The organism is Streptomyces sp. NPDC002868 (assembly GCF_055563295.1).
In genome coordinates this window covers 1-18,763 of sequence record NZ_JBVHDR010000036.1, presented here as the reverse complement: position 1 = coordinate 18,763, position 18,763 = coordinate 1, and the positions used below count along the sequence as shown (strand labels likewise).

The window sequence follows — 18,763 nt, the reverse complement described above, 5'->3', positions numbered from 1 at the left end:
GGCAGAACCACGAATCCGGAGGAGTCCTTGGGCGGCTGACGGTCTTGATCGTGAGCTTGAGGTGCCTTTCCCTCAGGTCACGAGCTTTCCGGCGTAGGCGGAGTCAGCCCAGACGATGGTGATTTCGGGGTGCATCAGGCGGAGGCGGACGAGGACTTCCTTGGCCGCGTCGCGGTCGCTGAGCGAGTCGGGGGTGACCATGACCAGCAGCGGAAGCCCGCGGGTGTCGACCACGAGATTCCGCTCGCGAGTCGATCACGGTGGCCACCGTCCTGGGGTCTTTGCCCAAGATCCGCCGCTCCAAAGAACGCGTCACCCACGACGGCCAGGGGTAAGCAGGACACCGATCGGCCCGCGCCGAGTCCGGCGACCACGCCGGCCGGACTGGCCGCTCGATGACTCGCACCGGGATGGCAGTCACACCGTTCGGGGTCCCAGGTTCTTGGCCGGCCAGTCGAGCAGACGGGCACCGATGACCGCGGTCTGCAGGGTGTAGCGGTGCATGGGGTCCGCCGGATTGGAGCCGGTGAGGCTGTGGATGCGGGTGAGCCGGTACGTCAACGCCCTGACGCTGAGATTGAGTTGGCGCGCTGCTTCGGCCGCCACGCAGCCTGCGTCGAAGTAGGCGGTGAGAGTGTCGAGCAGGGGGCGGGGGCCGCCGCGTGCTGTCTGGAGTGGTCCAAGGACATTGCGCACGAGATCGGCCATCGCCGCCCGGTCGCGGGTCAGGACGGGGAAGACCAGGAGATCGACGGCGCGCAGGACCGGGCCTTCCAGGTGCATACGCTCTGCCAGGTCAAGGGCGTTGAGGGCTTCCTCGTAGGAGTGGACCACGCCGCCGGGGCCCGGGTGGGGGCGTCCGATGGCGACCTGGCCGCCGTCCGTGGCGGCGTGCGCGTGCTTGGCGAAGAACGCCAGGATGTCGTCCTGGTCGCCCGGTGCGATGCAGACCAGCCTGCCGTCTTTGGTGGTGAGCAGGATGCGGCGGTCTCCAAAACGGGAGAAGACGGCCTGCTCCACCTGGCGCAGTACGGAGCCGGTCTCGTCGTACGAGGCCGGGTCGCCGGCTACCGCGACGGCGTGCGCGTGGGAGAGCCGAAGGCCGAAGCGTTCGGCTCGCTCGGCGAGTCGTCCAAGATCGCTGCGGCCGTAGAGCAGGTCGTCGATGAACTCGCGGCGTGCGGCTTCTTCTTGGCGTACGGCGAGTCGCTGGGCGCCTTCGTAGCCTTCGGCGAAGGCGTCGATGGCTTGCTCGACAGCCGCGAGGACGCCGGCCGCAGCGGTGTCGGGCCACGCTGCCCGTGTCACGGCGAGGTGTTTGACGATGAGGGCGCGCAGGCCGTGCCCCGCCTCGGCGGCCTGTTCACCGAGCGCCCGCCGGGACTGCAGCTCGTCCCGGGTGAGCCGACGGCCGGTCACGGCCACCTCGGCCAGGATTTGGGTGTATCCCGCCAGGTACTCCTCCGGAATTGTCCGCCGTTTCACGCAGTCCCCTGATTCTTGATGCGCTGATGGCACGTCCTGACGCGACATGGACCAAGGGTGGCCTGACGCAGCCCGGCCGCTCTCCGGCCGGGGCACGGCATCAAGGACGTGTAAAGATTGCCGGATTCCGGCAATGAACTCAAGTGCGATTCCGTGAAAGCATCGCCGTATCGTCGGGTACTTGCGAACGGGAAGGGGTGGCGCTCATGGGCTGGTTTCTTGGTCTCGGCATCGCCGGTCTCGTTCTGCTCGTGCTGTCCCTGGTCTTCGACGGGCTGCTGGAAGGGGTCCTCGAGGGGCTGAGCGGTGGCCTGGACGGGTTCCTGTCGCTCCCGGTGATCGCCGGGTTCGTGTCGATGCTCGGCTTCGCCGGAGCGATCACGCTCGGGACCACCGGTCTTGGAGCGGCAGCCGCCACCGGTGTGGGCACGGTGGCGGGGGTCAGCGCGGGTTGGCTGACCTGGAAGCTGAGCCGGGCTCTGATGCATGACGGTGTCTCGGTCACGCCGCGCGGTGAGGATCTCGTGGGCAGTTCGGGCTCCGTGGTCACCGGGATTCCGGTGGACGGCTACGGCGAGGTGCTGCTGTATCTGGCCGGGCAGCCACTGAAGTTCGCAGCGAAGAGTTCTGTTCCGGTCGCTCGCGGCACCGAGGTCTGGGTCGAGTCGGTGCTCACCACGACGTCAGTCGCGGTGCGTCCCGTCGAGCGTTGACCGCCTGACCGCCACAGCGGTCCGTGCTGGTTGTTCTGTCTGTTCCAACCCAAGAGGATTTGCCATGAGCCCTGTTCTCACCGCTGTGGTGGGCATCGTCGTTCTCGTCGTACTGCTCGCCCTCGTCGTCATCACCCGCTACAAGGTCGCAGGGCCCAGCGAGGCGTTCATCATCACCGGCCGACGTGGCAAGAAGGCCACCGATCCGGCCACCGGCCGGGTGTTCACCGACAACAGTGGCCAGAAGGTCGTCGTTGGCGGAGGCGTCTTCGTCGTCCCGTTCGTCCAGCAGAAGTTCACCCTGGACCTGTCCAGTCGGCACATCCCGGTCGCGGTGCGTGGCGCGGTCACCCTGCGCGGGGTGAAGGCCAACCTTGAGGGCGTCGCGATCGTCAAGGTCGGCGGGACGGAGGATTCCATCCGGGCCGCGGCGCAGCGTTTCCTGATGCAGCAGAACGGCATCGTCGGCTTCACCCAGGAGGTGCTCTCGGGTGCGCTGCGGTCGATTGTCGGCCGGATGTCGGTGGAGGACATCATCCGGGACCGGGCGGCTTTCGCCGGGCAGGTCGCGGAGGAGGCGGAGGCGAGCCTGTCCGGGCAGGGCCTGGTGCTGGACGCCTTCCAGATCCAGGACATCACCACCGAGGGCTCCTACTTGGAGGACCTGGGCCGGCCCGAGGCCGCCCGCGCCAAGCAGGAGGCGGACATAGCCGAGGCCGTGGCACGGCGTGCGTCGGAGCAGGCACGGCTGAAGGCCGAGGAAGAGATCGCGATCGCCCAGCGGACGTTCGCGCTCAAGCAGGCGGAGATCAAGGCGGAGACGGACGAGGCCGCGGCCAAGGCTGCCGCCGCCGGTCCGCTTGCCGAGGCGGACCGTCAGCAGGCGGTTCTGAGCGAGCAGGAGAAGGTCGCCGAGCGGCAGGCCGCGCTGACCGACCGTGAACTGGACACCCAGGTCCGCAAGCCCGCCGATGCCGCCCGCTATCAGGCCGAGCAGGAGGCCGAGGCGCGGCGTATCGCCCAGGTCAAGGAGGCCGAGGCGGATGCCCAGCGCGCCCGCTTGACAGGTGAGGGCGAAAAGGCACACCGCGCAGCACTCGCGGACGCCCTACGCATCGAGGGCGAGGCACAGGCCGCGGCCATCGCCGCCAGGGGATCGGCGGAGGCCGAGGCCATGCGCAAGAAGGCCGACGCCTTCGCCCAGTACGGCGACGCGGCCATGCTGCAGATGCTGGTCGAGGTGCTGCCGCAGGTCGTCGCCAAGGCCTCCGAGCCGCTGTCCGCCATCGACAAGATGACCGTCATCTCCACCGACGGGGCAAGCCAGTTGTCCCGTACGGTCGCCGACAACGTCGCCCAGGGCATGGAACTCCTCAGCTCCACCACCGGAGTCGACCTCGCCCAGCTGCTTAAGGGCATCACGCAGAAGAAGGGCACCGGCGCACCCTCCGACAACGGGGCTATCGCGATCACCGACTAGAGCGCGCGCCACGGGGACAGGGGGCGGTTGCCATGAAGACGAGCTACAAGGTCCAGGCCGGTCTGGCGCTGTCCGTGAGCGTGTCCGCGCTGTCGGCATCCGCCCTCACTCTCCTCCCCGGTGAACCGGTGCTGGACAACACCGCCTTGTTCGCGGGGATCGGCTTCGTGCTGCTGCTCCCTCTCTTCCTTGCCACGATCATCCGCGGGATCGCCCTGGACGTCGGCTCGGGCGGCAGCCTCAGCAACTCGTGGTTGCAGTGGCTCGCCCTGCGCTGCCTGCCCCGCACGGTGCAGGCCGTCCTGGTCTGCGTATTCGCCGCGGGGGATCGCGCTGGTGACCGCCGTCGGCGGGGGTCCCCTCCAGGCCAGTGACGCCGCGCACGGCCGCTACTACGCCGTCGATACGGCCGACCCGCACCGGCCTCACGTCGAGGTCACCACGAGCGCGTACGACGACGTGTACAAGCACGATCAACGCTCTATGTTCGCGATCATCGGGCTGCTCGCCGCCGGCGCGGGCACCCTCACCCTCATCATCGGAGAACTGCATCTCACGTCCGGACGCCGCGACCCACACCCACCCCCGATGGGGCGGCATGAGACAGCCGGACCGGCAGGCGCGCGGTGACATCGTGGCGGTCTGGCCCGCCCTTCCGGCCCGGTGACGGGTACGTCTCAGCTGAGCTCGGCGAACGCCTCCACCGCCTGGGTCCTGCCGGTGACGATGATGACGTCGCCCCTTTCGACCACGGTCTCGGCCGTCGCGTGGGTGAAGTCCTGGCCCGGTCGCTTGATGCCGACCACGGTGATGCCGTACTTGCTGCGCACCCGGCTCTGGCCGAGCGGGACGCCGGTGGCGATGTCGGGGACGACTGTCTTGACGAGGGCGTAGTCGTCGTCGAACTCGATGAAGTCGAGCATGCGGCCGGTGACGAGATGCGCGACGCGCTCACCCATCTCGTGCTCGGGCAGCACGACGTGGTGCACGCCGAGCCGTTCCAGGATCTGACCGTGCTGACGGCTGATGGCCTTGGCCCAGATGTTGGGAACACCCGCCTCCAACAGGTTGGAGCTGATCAGTATGCTCGCCTCTATATCGGTGCCGATCCCGACGACCGCGCGGGAAAACTCATGTACGCCGAGTTGGCGCAGCACCTCAGGGTCAGTACAGTCCGCGACTGCGGCATGGGTGAGAGTGTCGCTGTGCTGTTGCACCAGGTGGGCGTCGGTGTCGATGCCCAGGACGTCCCAGCCGCGCCGGGTCAGCTCGTGGGCCAGTGAGCTGCCGAACCGGCCGAGGCCGATCACTGCGACGCGTTGGTCGTGGCCGGGCTGGGCGTACTGGTCCGCGAGCCGCTTACGGCGGCGACGGCGCAGATTGCTCAGGTAGTTACCCAATGACAGGTCGCTCCTCGGGTAGCTGGTAGCGGCGGGTCCGCTCGCGAAGGGCGAGGGCTGAGACCAGGGTGACCGGCCCGAGCCGGCCGACGAACATCAGCAGGATCAGTATCAGCCGTCCGGAGTCCGTGAAGTCGGCGGTGATCCCCGTGGACAGGCCGACGGTTCCGAACGCCGACACTGCTTCGAAGAGCACAGCCTCGAACGACGACTTCGCGACGGTCAGCAACGCGAGTGTGGCGGCGACGACCAGCCCCACGCCCAGCAGTGCCACCGTCAGCGCCTGCCGCAGGACGTGGGGTGCGAGGCGCCGGCCCAGGATGCTGGAACTGGGCTCGCCGCGTACCTCGGCGAGTATGGCCGCGGCCAGCACCGCGAACGTCGTTACCTTGATGCCGCCGGCGGTACCCGCGCTGCCGCCTCCGACGAACATCAGCATGCAGGTCATCAGCAGCGTCGATGCGTCAAGCGCACCGATGTCGACGGCGTTGAACCCGGCCGTACGGCTCATCGCGGAGTAGAAGAACCCGTTCAGCAGCTTCTCGTCCCCGTCGAAAGGCCCGAGAGTCCCGGGGTTGTCCCACTCGAGAAGACAGGTGAGCACCGTGCCGGCCAGCAGGAGAGCGGCGGTGGTGACCAGGGTCAGCTTGGCGTGCAGCGACCACCTGCGCCGTCCGGTCGTACGCCGCCGATGCCGGTGGCGCAGCAGTTCCAGCAGCACCGGAAAGCCGATACCGCCCAGGATGACCGCCACCGAGATGGGGAGCGTCACCCAGGCATCCTGCGCGTAGCGGGTCAGGCTGTCGGCGTGCAGTCCGAACCCGGCGTTGTTGAACGCCGAGACCGCATGAAAGAACCCGCGGTATACCGCGTCACCGATGGAATTGGCGTAACCGAATCTGAAGCGCAGCGCGAGAATCGCCCCCACCGCCAGCTCCACAGCAAGGGTGGTCGCCGCGACACCGAGCAGTACTCGCCGTACGTCACCGATGCCCAGGCTCTTGGTCTCCGCCTGCGCGGTGAGCTGCATCCGCAGGCGCAGCTTGCCGGAGATCAGCAGCGCCAGCAGCGACGCCAGGGTCATGATGCCGAACCCGCCGACCTGGATCAGCGCCAGGATCACGCCCTCGCCGAACCCGCTCCAATACGTTCCCGTGTCAACCACGACGAGACCGGTGACGCACACCGCCGAGGTGGAGGTGAACAGCGCGGTGACGAAGCCTGTCGCGCTCCCCTGCTCGGACGCAATGGGCAGCGACAGCAGCACGGTCCCGCCCAGGATCACGGTGGCGAAGGCCAGCACGACCGTACGGGCCGGGTGCGTGGTGAACAGCGACTGCCGCAACCGCATCGTGCCCACCGTCACCTGTCGCCCTGCCATCACGCTCCATACCGTCCGCCCGGGACCCAGGCATTGACACCCCGTCAAGGCTCCGCGGGCCGTCACCCTACCCCCGCCACCTGGGATTCGGCGTAAACCCAGCCGCGCGCCAACTGGGCACGGGGATGTTCTTCGGGCGGGGGGGCTCATCGGGCGACCATGTGCGAGCGTTTCAACCGCCGCGACGCCGAGCGCGCTGGGTCATCCGTCGTGCGCTCGACTTGGTGGGACGGTCGTGCCTGACAACCACGCGACGGAGCAGCACCGAATCCCTGCCGGGATCCGGCACGTGACGGCGCCGCGGGCGTGGGAGACCTGTCAATGTGGCGTAAGGGACGTGTAAAGTCCAGCGCGGTGTGCCGGGAAGCCTGGTCGGCGAATTCGAGAGAGCTCTCTTTGCCGATCGGGGGACACCCTCATGGTGCTCGTTGCCGTCTTCGGAGTCGCACTGCTCATCGCGGTGCTGCTCTCCGGGCTTGCCGCCCGTACCGTCCTGTCCACCTCTTTCCTGTTCCTCGTCGGCGGGGCGCTGGTCAGTGACGGCTTTCTCGGTCTGATCCACATCACGCCGGACAGCGAGATCGTCGCGGTCACCGCGGACCTCGCCCTGTTCGCGGTCCTGTTCACCGACGGAATGCACGTCTCGTTCCCCAAGTTGCGCGCCAACTGGAAGAACCCGGCGCGGGCCCTGGGCCTGGGCATGCCGCTCGCCTTCGTCGGCATGGCCCTGATCACGCACTACGTGGTGGGTCTGGACTGGACGACGTCGTTCCTGGTCGGCGCGGTGCTTGCGCCCACCGACCCGATATTCGCCTCCGCGATCGTCGGCCGCAAGGAAGTCCCCGCCAAACTGCGGCAGTTGCTGAATGTGGAAAGCGGCATCAACGACGGCCTCGCCCTGCCGGTCGTCCTGATCCTCATCGCCGCGGCCGGCCCCACGGCGGGCCCGGCGCACGCGTCGCTCGGGAAGATCGCCCTGGAGCTGGGAGGCGGCCTCGCCCTCGGCATCGTGCTGCCGCTGCTCGTCACGGGCCTCGTGCGGTTGCGGCTGCTCGGCCCGGAGCCGAAGCTGCAGCCGCTGCTGCCGCTGGCCACCGGGATCATCCTGTACGGGCTGTGCCACCTCACCCACGCCAACCCCTACCTAGCGGCCTTCTCCGCGGGCGCGGTCCTCGCTTCGGCCTCCCCGGAGGCGAAGGCGGCGTTCGAGCCGCTCGGTGAGGCGCTGGCCGAGCTGGCCAAGTTCGCGGCCCTGCTGGTCTTCGGCGCGCTGCTGACCCCGCAGCTGTTCGGCGACCTGTCCATCGGCGGGTACGTCGCCGTGGTCCTGGCGATCGTGCTCATCCGGCCGGCGTCGCTGCTGATCTCGCTCATCGGAACGCGGTTCGACCGCCGGGAGAAGCTGGTCGCGGCCTGGTTCGGGCCGAAGGGCTTCGCGTCGGTGGTGTACGGGCTGCTGGTGCTGCAGGCCGGCATCCCGCACGGCCGGGAGGCGTACACCCTGATCGCGGTCTGCATCGCGGCCTCGATCATCGCCCACAGCAGCACGGACGTGCCGATCGCCCGGCTCTTCCACGTCGACGAACTGGCAGGCATCCCGGCCGACCAGGACGGAGCGGCACCAGACCACAGCAAGGAGATCGGCCATGCGCGCGCGTGACCTCGCAGAGCCCTACCCCTCCGTCTCGACGGATGACAGCGCGTTGGATGCGGCGCGGTTGCTGGCCGAACACCAGCTGCCCGCACTGCTCGTGGTCGACACCGACCAGCAGCCGTACGCCATCGTGCCGGGCTCCCAGCTGATCAAGCAGTTGGTACCGGACTACGTCCTGGAGGCCCCGCACGTCGCCGCCGTGATCGACGACCGGCACCTCGCCGAGGTCACGGAGAAGATCGCGGGCCTGACCGTCACCCAGTGGCTGCCGCCGCGGACGTACGCGCCGCCGGTGGTCGGGCCCGACGCGGGAGCGCTGCAGGTGGCGGCGCTCATGGCCCGGACCCACAGCCCGCTCGTCGCCGTCATCGAACGCGACGGGGACCAGGTCCGGCTGGTGGGCGCCATCACGGCCGCCCGCCTGATGGAACGACTCATCGGAGGATCGTGAACGACTGGCAGAGCTGGGCCGCGATCGTCGTCTTCGTCGGCGCGTACGCCCTGATCATCAGCGAGAAGATCCACCGGGTGGGGGCCGCCCTCGGGGGCGCCGGGCTGATGCTGGCGATCAGGGCGACCGACGACAAGTCCGCCTTCTATTCCGAGCACAGCGGCATCGACTGGAACGTCATCTTCCTGCTCCTGGGCATGATGATGATCGTCGGCGTGCTGAAGAAGACCGGCATGTTCGAGTACCTGGCCATCTGGTCCGTGAAGAGAGCCAAGGCCAGGCCCTTCCGGGTGATGGTCATGCTGATCGTGATCACCGCCGCGGCCTCGGCGCTGCTCGACAACGTCACCACCGTGCTGCTCATCGCCCCGGTGACGCTGCTGGTGTGCGAACGGCTCGCCCTGCCGGTCGCCCCGTTCCTGATCTCCGAGGTCCTGGCCTCCAACATCGGCGGTATGTCGACGCTGGTCGGCGACCCGCCGAACATCATCATTGCCAGCCGGGCGGGGCTGACCTTCAACGACTTCCTCGTTCACCTCGCCCCGCTGTCCGCGCTGCTGATCGTGGTCCTGATCGCCATGTGCCGCTTCCTGTTCCGCAAGTCCTTCGTCTACGACGAGGACCGCGCGGCCGAGGTGATGGAGCTGGAGGAGCGCGAAGCCATCCGTGACCCCCGGCTCCTCGTCCAGGGCCTGATCGTGCTCACCCTGGTCGTCGCCGGCTTCGTCCTGCATCCGGTGCTGCACTATGAGCCCAGCGTCGTGGCGCTGCTGGGTGCCGGTCTGCTGATCGCCCTGTCCACCGCGGAGACCGGGGACGTACTCAAAGAGGTCGAGTGGCCCACCTTGGCCTTCTTCGCCGGGCTGTTCATCATGATCGGCGGCTTGATCGAGACCGGAGTGATCGGCGAGGTGTCCACGGCCCTCGCCGACGCCATCGGCGACAACGAACTGGGCGGCTCCATGCTGCTGCTCAGCGCCTCCGCCGTGCTGTCCGGCATCATCGACAACATCCCCTACGTCGCCACCATGGCACCCATCACGAGCGACCTGGTCGAGGCGATGGGCGGCGACACCAACCACGTCATGTGGTGGGCACTGGCCATCGGCGCGGACCTCGGCGGCAACGCCACCGCCATCGGCGCCAGCGCCAACGTCGTCGTCCTCGGCATCGCCGAACGCAACCGCAGCCCCATCTCCTTCTGGCAGTTCACCAAGTACGGACTCGTCGTCACCGCCGTCACCGTGGCGATCTCGGCCGGGTATGTCTGGCTGCGCTACTTCGCCCTGGCCTGACCGATGACCACATGGACCCAAGCGGCACTCGGCTGCAGCGTCGCCGTCGCAGCACTCGTCATCCGTGCCGCGCTCGGTGAAATACGCCGACCCGGCACCGCTCGACAGCAATGGCGGTTCCTGACCAACACGGCGGCGGTGATGACGGGTGCCGCGTCCGCCGCTGCCCTCGGCACAGCGGTGGCCGTCAGTGGACTGGGTCCGGGTCATGCCATATGGGCGCTGCTGGGCGGGATCCTGACCGCGTTCATCGTCGACCGGCTCATGGACCAAGCCGGCAAGGGGCGGGAATGAAACGGGGCCGGCGGACCGTATGCGTCGCGTCAAGGTCATCGCCGGGAGCCCGGTGATGACCGACGCTGGGAACAGGGACATGACGAGCAGACGAGGAGCCGGCCGTGCGCGCACGAGACCTGGCAGTCGAGTACGAATCGGTGAGCGTCGGCAGCGACGCGCTGGAGGCGGCCCGGCTGATGGCCGAGCACAAACTCCCCGGGCTCCTGGTGCTGGACGAGCACGGCGAACCCAAGGCGATCCTGCCCGCCTCCCAGATGGTCAAGGTCCTGGTGCCCGAGTACGTGATCGAGGACCCGACTCTGGCCGCGGTCGTCGACGAGAAACACGCCGACCGCCTGTGCCAGTACCTGGTCGGACGCAGTGTCGGCGACTGCCTCCCCAGCACCGCCTCCCCGCCGCCCATCGCGGATCCCGATGACACCGCGCTGGAAGTGGCGGCGCTCATGGCACGGGTCCGCAGCCCGCTGGTGGCCGTGGCCGAGAAGGCCAAGGACGGCACCCACCTGCTCGGGGTGATCACAGCGGCCCATCTTCTGCATGAGCTCCTCGCAGCGTCGGACGGCTACGGCGGCACGACTCGGCCGTGACCGGCCGGATCGTCCCTGCCAAGCCCGTCTCCCAGTTCCTGCGCGTTCGCGGCCTGCTGGTGGAGGACCCCGACCTGCATCGGGACGCGGATCTGGCGTGGATCGAGTCGACCCTCACTGCCCTGCCGGAGCCAGTCGCGAGCGAGGTCGGAATCTGGGTGAGGGTCATGCGTGAGCAAGGCCGCCGCGAAGGCGAGCCCCGCGGGTACCACGGCATCCGCCGCTACCTCACCACGCTCCAGCCCACCCTCACGGCCTGGATCACGACGACCGACATGACCTCGCTGAGGGAAATCACGACGGCCCACGTCGAGAACACCGTGGACGGCCTGACCGGCTATGCCCGCCGAGGGCTGGCCACAGCCCTGCGCAGCCTGTTCCGCGCACTCAAGCGCGAACGAGTGATCTTCCGCAACCCCACCCGGAACCTCCCGGTCGGCGACATCAAGGGCATCCCCAGGTCCATCCCCTCCGACCGCCTCATGGGGCTGCTCGACCAGGCAAGGACACCACTCGGCCGCCTCGTCATCGCCCTGGCTGCCATCCACGCACTACCCGGACACGAGATCCGAACCCTGCACACCGCGGGCCTCGACCTCTCCCGAGGCACCCTCGAAGTGCGGCGCGGCCTGCTGCGGCACACCCTCTACCTGGAGGAACTCACCCACCAACTCGCCGCCGACTGGACCACCTACCGACACCACCGGTGGCCCGCTTCAACCAACACCCACCTGCTGGTCAGCCAGAAGACCGCAGTCGACCCCGACCACCCGGCCGTCAGCACCGGCCTCCTCAGCGGAGCCCTTCCCCGAGGGCTGACGCTGAGCGGTCTACGACAAGACCGGATCCTCAACGAGGCGTCCGCGAGCGCCGACCCCCTCAGACTGATACGCCTGTTCGGCATCACCGAGCAGACCGCTATGCGCTACGTCAGCGCCGCCCACCCCGAACGCACCGCCAAACTGCCCCGGTAGCCGGGCGGGCTCGGCCAGGACGGGCTACCGTACTGCACAACGCCGAGGTCACGCATCTGCTCGCTGGCCCGCATATCGATTAGCTGAACACTCTCGAGGCTGTGCCGCATCCCCACAGGGACTCCGATCTCCTGGACCATCAAGATCCGAGTCTCTCCGGTGTCCAAAATCCAGGTTCTGGGCCCCGAAGGTGACGGCCATTGCGGCCGATGTCTGAGATCGAAGTGCAGGGCCGAGGTGTCCTGCGTGCGGGCAGTTGGGTATGCAGAGGTGCGACGTGCCGGGTGCCGATCCGGTCGTTCGGAGGGGGTGGACAATGGCGCAGGTCGTGATGGTTCACGGGATCTTCAACTATGTTCCGGGAGCCACATCGCATGAGGCGTCGCTGGCAGCCGCTGCGGATTGCCGTTCCAGACTTGCGGCGGGACTCGCTAAAGCCGGCCTTGCGGGGGCTGTGCCGGACCTGGCCATGGCCTACTACGCCGACCTGCTCCGACGCGACCTGCCGGACGAAGCTCAGTCCGGAGAAGGTTACGCGGGGTTCGAAAAACTCACCGTCCCGCAACGCGAGGACGCTGCTGAATGGCTGGTGGCGGCAGGGGCTCCGGTGCCCACGGAACTCCAGAACATCGGGCTGGCGCCCCTGCGTCAGCTCCTGGGCTGGCTGGTCGACGACCGTCGAGGACCTATGGGGAGGCGACTGCGCGAGAAGACGGTGCGTCGGCTGGAACGCGTGATACTGGCGATGCTACGTGAGGTGGAGGCGTACACGACGTGGACGGGACGACGCCGAGTCGTCCAGGAGCGGGTGGCCCAGATGATCCGAAGCGAGCAGCCGCAGGTCATCGTCGCCCACTCGCTCGGTTCCGTCGTCGCGTACGAGACCCTGCACGCGCATCCCGACCTGCGGGTGCGTCAACTCGTCACCCTGGGCTCGCCTCTTCGCCTGCCCTCGTTGACGCGACGCCTGGAGCCGGGGCTGCGCGCGGGGCGAGGAGCCCGCCCCGAGGGGGTCGAGCACTGGACGAATATCGCCGACGTCGGCGACCTCGTGGCGATCCCGCCCAAGCTGTCCGAGGCGTTCCCCGTCGATCAGGAGGAACTGTTCGACAACGGACTCGATTTCCATGGGCTCGGGTCCTATCTGGCCAACGGCCTGACGGGCCTCGCCGTGGTCCCCTACCTTTCCGGACAGACACCTGGCAGGGAGAGAACGTAATACCCGGCCGGACGGGATCCCAGGGGGCTGTGGTGGCACGGGCGCTGGTGGCTGGCGCGGGCGACTTCCCCGTCGGCCGCACATCCGAGGACGATCAGGCGGACGGCTGCGCCCGCTCGCTGATCCCGCTGCCGTCGGTGACTCCCGCTCTGCGGGAGCTGTCCTGGGCCCTGAACCGCGCCGGGGCGGACACCGGTGAGCCGCTATTGGAACCGGGCCGTTCGAGTCTTCGCGCATGTTGGAAGGAGATGCGCGCGGACCGCGAGGCAGACGCATTCGTCCTGCACTTCGCCGGTCACGGTGTCCGGGGTGCGGGCGGAGGCCTCTACCTCGCCTGCTCCGGCGCCGATCCCGCGGACGTCGACGCCACGTGCGTCAGCGTCGGCCAGCTCCTCGAAGAAGTCGGGAACGGTGGCACGCCTGTCCTGTTCCTCCTCGACGTGTGCGGAGCGGGCCAGGCCATCATCCAGCAGCAGATGCAGGAGCTCGCCGCCCGGAAGCCCCAGGACGGGTTGCGCAACGCCTGGATCATCGGGGCGAGTTCCGCCGATTCCTCTGCGTACGGAGCTCACTTCACCAGTGCTGTCAGCACCGTACTCCACCAGCTGGCCGAAGGCTTCCTGGACCTTGACCACGCCTCCGCATTCGTGCCCGTCGACACGCTTGCCGCGGCCATCGACCGTGAACTCGACCGTGCGAATCGCGCGGCCGGCCGACCGGTCCAGGCCGTCGTACGGACCCCGCACACCGAGGCGGCTGTCGAGCCTGAGCCCTTCCTGCGAAACCCGGCCTACTCCACGAACCCCGGCGCCACGGTCCTGGACGGTCTGGATCCTCGTTTGCGCGAGTTCGCCCAGGCCTGCTCACCTGGGCTCGATCCGCTGCACTTCTTCACGCGCGCCGCAGGGAACCCCGTCGCTGACGCCATGCAGTTCTCCGGGCGTACCGAGGCACTCCACCGAATACGCCAGTGGATCGACCACGATATCGACGATGAAACAGACAACTCGCTCCTCGTCGTCACCGGCGGTCCCGGCATCGGGAAGTCCGCGCTGCTCGGTGTAACCGTCTGCCTCACCCACCCAGAACTGTCGAGGCTGGGTCAACGGGTGCGCGCGGCCGTCCGTGGCTTCCGGCCGAAGCCCTCCGGCCGGGTGCTGGCCGTCCACGCCCGCGCTCTGTCACTGGGGCAGATCACTGACTCGCTGCTGCACCAGCTCCGCCAGGTTACCGCTCCGCCGGGTACGGCCAGGCAAGGTGTCGACCGACCGCCCTCACCCGGCCTCCGGTCCGCCCCCGATGTCGTGCCGACGGCCGAGGTTCTGTCCGAGTTGCGCGCCGCCGGTGACGTTCTGGTGGTTCTGGACGCCCTTGACGAGGCGGCCGACCCCGCCGCCGTCCTCAACGAACTCGTCCTCCCTCTCATCTGCGGCAATCCCCGCCCTCCGGCTCCGGGCACGGCCCGGGAGTCGGAGGCCCCGCGCAGCTCGAAAGCGCCCAGCGCCCGGGTCCTGCTCGGGACACGCCCTTGGTGGGACGTCCTGCCCGAGCTGCGCCGGTACACCCGGGGTCACCCTGGGACAGTCCTCGACCTCGACCCCGTCACCGACGAGGACCGCCGAACACTGGCCGACGACCTCCAGTCCTATCTCGACCTCCTCATCGGCGACCTCTACCCGCCGTTCCGCGTCCGGGGGTTCGCCGAACGACTTGCCCTGTACACCGACAGTGGCGCCTTCCTCGTCGCGGCCCTCTACGCGGACCACCTGCGCAGCGGCTCCGAACGCGACACGCTCGACCCGCCCTGCGGAATCACAGAGGTGTTCGAGCTCCATCGCCGGACCCTCGCGCGCACCGACCCATGGATCGAGCCGGTCCTCGCCGTCCTGGGCCAGGCTCGTGGCCAAGGTATGCCCCTTGACCTGATTCACACCGCTGCCCTGGCCCACAGCCCGCCCGCTCCCGGCACCCCCACTCCGCAATCGGACGCCACCCACCGGGCCCTGAGGTCGGCCGCCTTCTACCTGCGGACGACCCCCGACACCGACCACCGCCTCCTGTACCGCTACTTCCACCAAGCCCTGACGGACCACACTGCTCCGGCTGTCCGCGCGGACACGCTCCACGAAGCGCTGATGGCGACCGTTCCTCTGACGCCCGAGGGCGACTCGGACTGGGGCCGGGCCCACCCCTACCTCCTGCGGCACGCCGCCGAGCACGCTGTGGCCGCCGGCGACGGCGCCCTGGACCGGCTCGTCGAGGACCCTCTCTTCCTCATCAACGCCGAACCCGACGCGCTCACGCTCCAGTTGCGCCACACCACCAGTGAACGCGCCGTCGCCCATGCAGACGTCTACCGTGCCAATGCCGCCCACCATCCGCGGCGCCACAGACCAGCCACGAGGCGGGCCCTGCTCGCGCTCGACGCCGTACGGTACGGCGTCGAGGATCTGCGGCGCAGGCTGCTGTCCCGGCAATCTGGCGAGGGAGGCTGGGAGGCCCTGTGGGCCACCGGGGGCTCCCTGTCGCCCGCCCTCTCACGGACTCTGTCCGGCCACACGGCCCCCGTCGATGCCGTGGCCTGTACCGACATGGCGGGCCGGCCCGTTGTTGTCAGCGCTTCACGGGACCGCACCGCCCGCATCTGGGACATGGTCACGGGGCAGCCCATCGGGCCGCCCCTCGTCCACGACGACGAGGTGTACGCCGTCTCCTGCACCGAGCTCAACGGCGCCCCGGTCGGCGTCACCGGCACCGCAAGAAAGAGGTCCACCCGGAGCAGTCTGTGGGTGTGGGACCTGCGCACAGGGCGCTTGGCCGCTGGCCCCATGGCCGGGCACTTCGGCCACGTCTTCGCCATCGCGTGCGGCGAGCTGCACGGCCGCCCCATCGCGGTGAGCGCGTCGCGTGACAGAACCCTCATACGGTGGGACCTCACCGCCCGTCAACAGCTCGGCGAGCCCCTCCACGGGCATAGGGCGCCGGTCATGGCGGTCCGCTGCACCACGCTGGACGGCCGGCCCGTCATCGTCAGCGGCGACAGCCAGCACACCGTCCGCGTGTGGGACCTGGCATCCGGCCGTCCCTTCCGCCCTCCACTTATCACGCGTAGGGGCGATGTGCTCTCCCTCGCCTGCGGGCAGCACGGTGATCGCCCCGTGGTACTCACCGGTCACCGCGGACACGGACAGGACATGCTGCGACTGTGGGACCTCGATACCGGGCGAGCGATAGGCGGGCCCCTACTCGGCCACACCCGTGCCGTGTTCGCTGCCACGATCCTGCCGGAAGACGCCTCCCTCGCGGTCACGGGATCCGCCGACGGCACTGTGCGGTTGTGGGATCTGGAGACCGGAGAACAGACGGGGGCGACACTCACCGGCCCTACCGGCACGGTGTTTTCGGTGGACGCCGGCTCCGTGGACGGTCAGCCGGCCATCGCAACCGGTTCCTCGGACGGAGACGTGCGGATCTGGGACGTGCAGGACGCCCTCACGGAGCGCGGGCACGGCACGAGCCGGGTGGTAGGCCACACCGGGGAGATCACCGCGGTAGCGTGCGCCGTCATCGACGGCGCGGACGTCGCGGTGTCCGCATCCCGGGACCGCACCCTGCGGGTCTGGGACCTCGCCACAGGGAGACAGCCCGTCGGGCCGCTCATCGGACACACGGACACCGTGACCTCCGTCGTGTGCGCCACTCGTCACGGACGCCCGGTCGCGGTGTCAGGATCGCTCGACGGCAATGTCATCGTGTGGGACCTGACCGACGGCGCCGTGGTTCACCAGATGTCTACCGCCGACGCCCAAGTCCGGTACGTGGCCTGCGCGTCCGGGCTCGGCTCCGTCATCGTGGCTCTCTACCCGGACGGCATCACGCGGCAGTGGGTCCTCGACACCGTCAGCAGAACCGGACCACCCGAGCCGTGGGCGCCGGACGTGGACGGGCCGGGCGGCCGTCCCACCGGCACCGACTCAGCAATCAGCGCACACCTCACAGCACTACGGCTCGCGGGACACCAGGTCGCCGAGAAACTGCCGACATGGTCGGGGCTGATCGCGAGCGCCGGCGAGCCGGGGAGGACCGTACTGGTCACCGCTGACAGGAACGTTCTGGTGTGGGACGCGCAGTCGGGCCGTCCCTTGGGAAAGCCCCTTCCGGTCGTCGCAGCACGTACATCAGCACTCGCCTGCGCCCTGCCGGCAGCCGGGCCGCCCCTGGCCGCCACCCTGGAACAGGACGGGACCGTACGGATCTGGAACCTGGACACGCGCAGCCGCATCGGCACGGTGCTTGTGCCCGGCGCCACCACCGTCGCACTGACCGGCGGACGGCGGCTGGTCGTCGCCGTCGGGTCGGACCTGGCCGTCTTCGCTTGACCGCCCGGCGCCCACCGAAATCAAGGGTCCCCACGGCCGGGTCAATCGGCCCCGTCCGTGAATCGCGGACGGGGCCTTCGCGTGCGTGGGGGCGGATCGCACGGCCGGTGGGAAATGCGGCGGTGGCGCGGCGGCTCGCCCAGCAGAATCGGGCGTGATCGACACTCCATTTGGGGGAGCTATGCAGGAACTCCGCTTCGACCGAGTCCGGCGGGCCTAACCGCGTACACGCTCACCGCCCCGTGACGAACCCGCCCTTCACAGCGCCCTCAACTGGCGACAGGCGCGCGGGTTCAACTACTGGCCCCTCCAAGAATCCGCGAACTCGCGTGCTTCCGATCGCGCCATCTCCAAGGTCCGCACCGATGAGAGCGGACACGCCGGCACCGAACGACGCCTCGTTCTGCTCGGTGCCCGCCCCCGAGCCGCCCGCGAGCCCGGACGGGCTTGGCTGGAGGAGGCACTGGCCGCCGTTGGGGCAGCCTTCCTCGAGCACCGCGGCAACCACCGCTACGCCCACCTCATCGGCTCGCGCCACGACCGTCGCGCCCTCACCGCGACCGCCTACCCGTACCCGAAGAAGGACGAAGAGGCCGCGGCATGAAGCCGCACACCGGGCCCGCCGACCGGAGGCGGCCCGCGCCGCAGCCGGCCACGGGCGGACTCGTGTTCTATTTGGGCTCGCACATGGTGCACTGGCTGCGGCTGCCGGAGTTCGCCGACGTGCCGCTGTGCATCTCCCGCAACCGCCTTGTGCGGTACAGAACCCTGCCGCGCGCTGTCGGTCGCTGGGTAATGGACTCCGGCGGATTCACGATGCTCCAGCAGCACGGCCGTTGGACGATGACCGCGGCCGAGTACGTGACCGAGGTGCGGCGGATCATCGACGGCGTCGGACGGATGCCCGACTGGGTTGCCCCGCAGGACAACATGTGCGAATCCCAGGTCATTTACGGCCGGCGGGACGTCCCTCGCAAGAGCCCTCACTGGTTCCACGGCACCCGCGCCTTGCGCGGCGTGACTCCGGGCGCCCAGGAGCAGGACCTCGCCACTGCCGTCCGTATCCACCAGTGCCTGACAGTGGTGAACTTCGAGCAGCTGCGGGAGCTCGCGCCGGAAATCCCATGGATGCCCGTCCTACAGGGCTCCACCCTGGCCAGCTACCTCGAATGTGCGGACCTGTACGAAGCCTCGGGGGTAAATCTCGCTGCCGAGCCGATTGTCGGGCTCGGATCCGTCTGCCGACGCCAGGCCACCAGCGAGATCGGCGCCATCGTCACCACGTTCGCCGACCGCGCTTTGGCGCTGCATGGCTTCGGGGTCAAGCTCTCAGGAATTGCCAAGTACGGCCATCTGCTCGCCTCCGCCGACTCGATGGCCTGGTCGACCGGAGCCCGGCGCGCGCCCCGCCTGGCCGGCTGCACCCACCGCGCCGAGAAATGCCAGAA

16 protein-coding genes and 1 pseudogene are annotated in these 18,763 nt (G+C 69.0%); 13 read left to right on the top strand and 4 right to left on the bottom strand.

Annotation, left to right across the window (positions count from 1 at the left end; all coding sequences use genetic code 11):
- Both ACZ3H8_RS38585 and ACZ3H8_RS38580 read right to left on the bottom strand, forming a co-directional pair.
- Positions 1-249 (bottom strand): annotated as a pseudogene (locus ACZ3H8_RS38585) (transposase); the annotation flags it as partial.
- A gap of 168 nt (positions 250-417) precedes the next feature.
- Positions 418-1,485: a PucR family transcriptional regulator gene (locus ACZ3H8_RS38580; protein WP_467409761.1), complete on the bottom strand. Its 1,068-nt coding sequence runs from the start codon at positions 1,483-1,485 to the stop codon at positions 418-420.
- 206 nt (positions 1,486-1,691) lie between these two features.
- Between ACZ3H8_RS38580 and ACZ3H8_RS38575 the strand changes: the two genes are divergently transcribed.
- The 4 genes from ACZ3H8_RS38575 (at position 1,692) to ACZ3H8_RS38560 (ending at position 4,308) form a co-directional block, all read left to right on the top strand.
- Entirely contained in the window at positions 1,692-2,198 is a 507-nt protein-coding gene (locus ACZ3H8_RS38575; protein WP_467409759.1) for a hypothetical protein, read from the top strand.
- Between the two features lie 64 nt (positions 2,199-2,262).
- A complete protein-coding gene (locus ACZ3H8_RS38570; RefSeq protein ID WP_389190218.1) occupies positions 2,263-3,678 on the top strand; it encodes a flotillin family protein in 1,416 nt (471 codons plus the stop codon).
- Between the two features lie 32 nt (positions 3,679-3,710).
- Positions 3,711-4,052, top strand: a complete 342-nt coding sequence (locus ACZ3H8_RS38565; protein ID WP_467409756.1) for a hypothetical protein — start codon at positions 3,711-3,713, stop codon at positions 4,050-4,052.
- Positions 4,015-4,308: a hypothetical protein gene (locus ACZ3H8_RS38560; protein ID WP_467409753.1), complete on the top strand. Its 294-nt coding sequence runs from the start codon at positions 4,015-4,017 to the stop codon at positions 4,306-4,308. Before ACZ3H8_RS38565 ends, ACZ3H8_RS38560 begins: the two co-directional genes overlap by 38 nt.
- Before the next feature lie 47 nt (positions 4,309-4,355).
- On the opposite strand, the gene ACZ3H8_RS38555 is transcribed toward ACZ3H8_RS38560, so the two are convergent.
- Together ACZ3H8_RS38555 and ACZ3H8_RS38550 are read right to left on the bottom strand one after the other, a co-directional pair.
- Positions 4,356-5,078, bottom strand: a complete 723-nt coding sequence (locus tag ACZ3H8_RS38555; RefSeq protein ID WP_467409752.1) for a potassium channel family protein — start codon at positions 5,076-5,078, stop codon at positions 4,356-4,358.
- Positions 5,071-6,459 (bottom strand): TrkH family potassium uptake protein, encoded by a 1,389-nt coding sequence (locus tag ACZ3H8_RS38550; RefSeq protein ID WP_467409750.1) that lies wholly within the window; start codon positions 6,457-6,459, stop codon positions 5,071-5,073. Before ACZ3H8_RS38550 ends, ACZ3H8_RS38555 begins: the two co-directional genes overlap by 8 nt.
- 418 nt (positions 6,460-6,877) lie before the next feature.
- On the opposite strand from ACZ3H8_RS38550, the gene ACZ3H8_RS38545 reads away from it, so the two are divergent.
- From ACZ3H8_RS38545 to ACZ3H8_RS38505, 9 genes are all read left to right on the top strand, one after another.
- Complete coding sequence (locus ACZ3H8_RS38545; protein WP_467409747.1) at positions 6,878-8,119, top strand: cation:proton antiporter; 1,242 nt, start codon at positions 6,878-6,880, stop codon at positions 8,117-8,119.
- A complete protein-coding gene (locus ACZ3H8_RS38540) occupies positions 8,106-8,564 on the top strand; it encodes a CBS domain-containing protein (protein WP_467409745.1) in 459 nt (152 codons plus the stop codon). Before ACZ3H8_RS38545 ends, ACZ3H8_RS38540 begins: the two co-directional genes overlap by 14 nt.
- Positions 8,561-9,859 (top strand): ArsB/NhaD family transporter, encoded by a 1,299-nt coding sequence (locus ACZ3H8_RS38535; protein ID WP_467409742.1) that lies wholly within the window; start codon positions 8,561-8,563, stop codon positions 9,857-9,859. The genes ACZ3H8_RS38540 and ACZ3H8_RS38535 overlap by 4 nt, the downstream gene beginning before the upstream one ends.
- 3 nt (positions 9,860-9,862) lie before the next feature.
- Positions 9,863-10,153, top strand: a complete 291-nt coding sequence (locus tag ACZ3H8_RS38530) for a hypothetical protein (protein ID WP_389190226.1) — start codon at positions 9,863-9,865, stop codon at positions 10,151-10,153.
- Between the two features lie 104 nt (positions 10,154-10,257).
- Entirely contained in the window at positions 10,258-10,743 is a 486-nt protein-coding gene (locus ACZ3H8_RS38525; RefSeq protein WP_389190227.1) for a CBS domain-containing protein, read from the top strand.
- Positions 10,740-11,717, top strand: coding sequence for a hypothetical protein (locus tag ACZ3H8_RS38520; RefSeq protein ID WP_467409740.1), 978 nt, complete (start codon positions 10,740-10,742; stop codon positions 11,715-11,717). Before ACZ3H8_RS38525 ends, ACZ3H8_RS38520 begins: the two co-directional genes overlap by 4 nt.
- 316 nt (positions 11,718-12,033) lie before the next feature.
- Positions 12,034-12,936 carry a hypothetical protein gene (locus ACZ3H8_RS38515; RefSeq protein WP_467409737.1) on the top strand — a complete coding sequence of 301 codons (903 nt, stop codon included), beginning with the start codon at positions 12,034-12,036 and terminating at the stop codon, positions 12,934-12,936.
- 32 nt (positions 12,937-12,968) lie between these two features.
- Positions 12,969-17,315, top strand: coding sequence for a hypothetical protein (locus tag ACZ3H8_RS38510; RefSeq protein ID WP_467409736.1), 4,347 nt, complete (start codon positions 12,969-12,971; stop codon positions 17,313-17,315).
- Between the two features lie 600 nt (positions 17,316-17,915).
- The coding region (locus ACZ3H8_RS38505; protein WP_467409734.1) for a deazapurine DNA modification protein DpdA family protein at positions 17,916-18,763 on the top strand (848 nt) is incomplete at its 3' end.